The organism is Bacillus sp. 05T31, assembly GCF_056396725.1.
In genome coordinates this window covers 1-3,351 of record NZ_JBFTMA010000496.1, presented here as the reverse complement: position 1 = coordinate 3,351, position 3,351 = coordinate 1, and the positions used below count along the sequence as shown (strand labels likewise).

The following is a 3,351-nucleotide window of genomic DNA, read 5'->3' as shown; positions in this document are numbered from 1 at the left end:
TAACAATGGTCTTGCGTTACTGCAGGTAAAGGATGTGAAAAATGATGCTACGATTAACTAATGAAGAAGTACAAGAGGAATTAACAAAGCTGGATAAATGGACAGTGAAAGATGAAAAATGGATTGAAAGAAAATATATGTTTTCCGACTACTTAAAAGGAGTCGAATTTGTCTCTGAAGCCGCCAAACTATCAGAAGAACATAATCACCACCCATTTATCCTTATCCAGTATAAAGCAGTCATTATTACTTTGTCATCATGGAATGCAAAAGGTTTAACGAAACTAGATTTTGACCTTGCAAAGCAATTTGATGAACTATTTTTACAAAATGAAAAAGCTATTATAAGAAAGTGAAAAAAGAGAAGCCTTTTTAGGCTTCTCCTTTCACTTTAAAATGTATACAATGTCCAAACGGATCCTTGGCCTGTAATATTCCATCTTTATACGTAGCAACTACGCCAATATATTTTAAACTTTCACACACTTGCTCTTTTTGTTTTTCATCTGCTAGTACAATTGTGAAATATTTCAAACCAACGGAATTTGGCATTTGTGGTGGTATACCTTCACCCTGCCATGTATTTAAACCGATATGGTGATGATAACCACCTGCTGATACGAACAACGCTCCATTACGAGCTGGAATCGTTACATCAAAACCAAGGCCATCAACATAGAAACGTTTCGCTTCTTCTAAGTCAGCTACATGTAAATGAATGTGCCCCATCACAGTACCAGCCGGGAACCCATTCCATGTACTTCCTTGCTGTAATAATCCTTCGCCGTCTAACGGGTTACTAACAAATGGTAGCTCTCCATTTTCATCATGCCAAACTTCTTTTTGGCGATCATGATAAATTTCAATCCCGTTTCCATCTGGATCAGCTAAATAAAGAGCTTCACTAAAGTAATGGTCAGCCCCACCATGTAATGGGTGTACTCTCTCAACAAAATGACGAAGAATATTTGCTAAGTCTTGTCTGTTTGGTAATAAAATTGCATAGTGATATAAACCAGTTCGACCTCTTTGCTTCGGAAGAGCGTCTTCCTTTTCTTCTATGATGAGAAGTGGCTCATTGTCCTCATTACCAAACGTAACGATTGTACTTTTTTCTTCCAGTACCTTCATACGCAATACTTCTGTATAAAACTCTAGCGATTTCTTTAAATTTGATACATATAAATGAACAACCCCAAGTGTTGTTTCGGGATGAAGTGGAAAGCCCATTTTGTTATACCCCCATTTTAATTAATTCTTCTTTAACATTTTCTCTTTTAAGAAATTATCTACAAAACCATTAGCTTTCGCAACAAATAAGTAAGCACCCATCGCTAATAATGCAAGTTCTAACTCAAATCCAGGATTTTTCCCGTCTCCTAACAAACCAGCTGACCATTTTACTTTCACAATCGCTCCAACCATAACAAGTGCAAATAATAAGCCAATATACCTTACGCCTAAACCTAGAATTAACAATAGACCTCCAACTAATTCAACTGTTGCTACACCGTATGCAAGTCCTCCTGGTAAACCAATGCTTGTAAACCACCCTGCAATATTGTCAATTCCTGATTGGAATTTTGTTAAACCGTGCATAAAGAACGTTRCCCCTAACACGATACGAATAATTAAGTTACCAATATGTTGATTCATTTCTTTCTCTCCTTTATAGTTTTGTTATACAAAACTTTTATTTACATAACAAAACATACACTAATTATTTTTATTCGTCAATTCATTTTTCATGAGAAAAAATATTTTTTTTTTGCTATGATACAAATAGTTGTTTACAAAAAGGAGCATGATTTTATGAATATCGGTTCTGCGATTCGTGAAATTCGTCAACGTAGAGGAATTACGATTGCCCAAATTTGTGAAGGAACAGGTCTTTCTAAAGGCTTTATGAGTCAGGTTGAAAACAATAAAACATCACCATCTATCTCAACTTTAGAAATGATCGCTAATTTTTTAAATGTTCCCCTTCCATATTTATTGTTAGAACAAAAAGATCGTTTGAAAATTGTAAAAAAAGAAGAGCGTAAATACAGTGTGTATGGAAAAGATGAACAAAGAATTGAGCATGTTGCGGAGCAAGGTGGTCTCCGCCTATCTCTAGTAGAAATTTCTGCCGGATTCCCGAAAGAAAACTCACCAAATGCTCATGAAGGTGAAGAGTGTCATCTTGTATTACGCGGAAAACTAGAAGTTCAACATGGAGAAGATATTGCGATTGTAGAAGAAGGTGATTCTTTCTCTTGGAATGCATGCGTTCCTCATATTGTTCGCAATATAGGTGAAGAATCTGCATTATTACTTATCTCTAGTCATGCGGAAAATCGAAAACGTGTTTACTAAACGATAAAAAAGAAGCCTGTTTCGTAACAGGCTTCTTTTTTATTCCCTTATAATTCCATAACTCGTCCCAACTAGTACGGTCTTTTCATGTTGATTGCGATAAACTGACTCAATTGAAACTTTTTTATATCCTTCCATTTGCTCAATATTTGTTAAAGTTAATTCACAAGTAACCGTATCCCCTGTAAAAACTGGTCTAATAAACTCACTTACTAATTCCCTCGCTATGTAATGTAACTCTTCGCCTACTTTCGTCCCAATGCTAGCAGTCAATAAACCATGGACCATTAATCGTCCATTCTCATCATATTCCATATGATGTCTACCTTTATCTCCTGTAATATTTGCAAATTCAAAAACTTCTTCCTCGGTAAATCTTCTTTCGTATTTAAATATATCCCCAACTTTTACATTCATTTTTATCCCCCGTTTAATAAACTGAATTTTCTTTTATTTTATCACAAAATGAATCTCAGTTCAGTTTATATTATTAAAATAGCAATCCTTTTTCTTTATTACCTTATAAGTTATCGATGCCCTTCCTTTTTTGCCACTTGATACCCATAGTACGCACATGTTCCATTTCTTGATAACTCTCTTACTTCAAAATCACAACTTCTATAAAAATCAAAATTGTTAGCGGACGTATGCGCAAACCAATCRCCATGCGGAAGCTTTTGTAAACAAAGAGCTACAAGTTTCTTGCCTAACCCTTTCCCCCTATACTCACACTTCACAACTAAATTTACTATGTTAGCAACCATGATTTGATCAGAAATCACTCTAACCATCGCGACCATTTCTTCTTCATCCCAAATTGTGAAAGCCCATGTTGAATTTTCAAATGCAATCGTAAACTTTTCAATTTGCCAAGAAGGGATATTATCATTACTCCAGCCAGCATCTTCAAATAATGTCTTAATCGCATATGCTGGCACTCCATTCGTTCCTTCACGAATAATTAGTCCATTATGATAAATATACATGTAATCC

Annotated in this window: 6 protein-coding genes; 2 read left to right on the top strand and 4 right to left on the bottom strand. The window is 35.2% G+C overall.

The annotated features are described in order from the left end of the window. Positions 1-41: 41 nt before the first annotated feature. Positions 42-356 (top strand): 4a-hydroxytetrahydrobiopterin dehydratase, encoded by a 315-nt coding sequence (locus tag AC1DJR_RS22785; RefSeq protein WP_002167644.1) that lies wholly within the window; start codon positions 42-44, stop codon positions 354-356. A gap of 16 nt (positions 357-372) precedes the next feature. Here the strand turns inward: AC1DJR_RS22785 and AC1DJR_RS22780 are convergent, their stop codons facing one another. Next, complete coding sequence (locus AC1DJR_RS22780; protein WP_002015247.1) at positions 373-1,230, bottom strand: VOC family protein; 858 nt, start codon at positions 1,228-1,230, stop codon at positions 373-375. A 21-nt stretch (positions 1,231-1,251) separates the two neighbouring features. After that, complete coding sequence (locus AC1DJR_RS22775) at positions 1,252-1,656, bottom strand: DoxX family protein (protein ID WP_477003568.1); 405 nt, start codon at positions 1,654-1,656, stop codon at positions 1,252-1,254. 156 nt (positions 1,657-1,812) lie between these two features. Here AC1DJR_RS22775 and AC1DJR_RS22770 point away from each other — a divergent pair, with 156 nt between their 5' ends. Continuing rightward, complete coding sequence (locus AC1DJR_RS22770; RefSeq protein WP_002015249.1) at positions 1,813-2,358, top strand: helix-turn-helix domain-containing protein; 546 nt, start codon at positions 1,813-1,815, stop codon at positions 2,356-2,358. A gap of 39 nt (positions 2,359-2,397) precedes the next feature. On the opposite strand, the gene AC1DJR_RS22765 is transcribed toward AC1DJR_RS22770, so the two are convergent. Together AC1DJR_RS22765 and AC1DJR_RS22760 are read right to left on the bottom strand one after the other, a co-directional pair. Continuing rightward, entirely contained in the window at positions 2,398-2,775 is a 378-nt protein-coding gene (locus AC1DJR_RS22765) for a hotdog family protein (RefSeq protein ID WP_002015250.1), read from the bottom strand. 110 nt (positions 2,776-2,885) lie between these two features. Continuing rightward, the gene (locus tag AC1DJR_RS22760) at positions 2,886-3,344 is read right to left on the bottom strand and encodes a GNAT family N-acetyltransferase (RefSeq protein WP_002015252.1); all 459 of its coding nucleotides are present in this window, start codon (positions 3,342-3,344) and stop codon (positions 2,886-2,888) included. Positions 3,345-3,351: the final 7 nt, after the last annotated feature.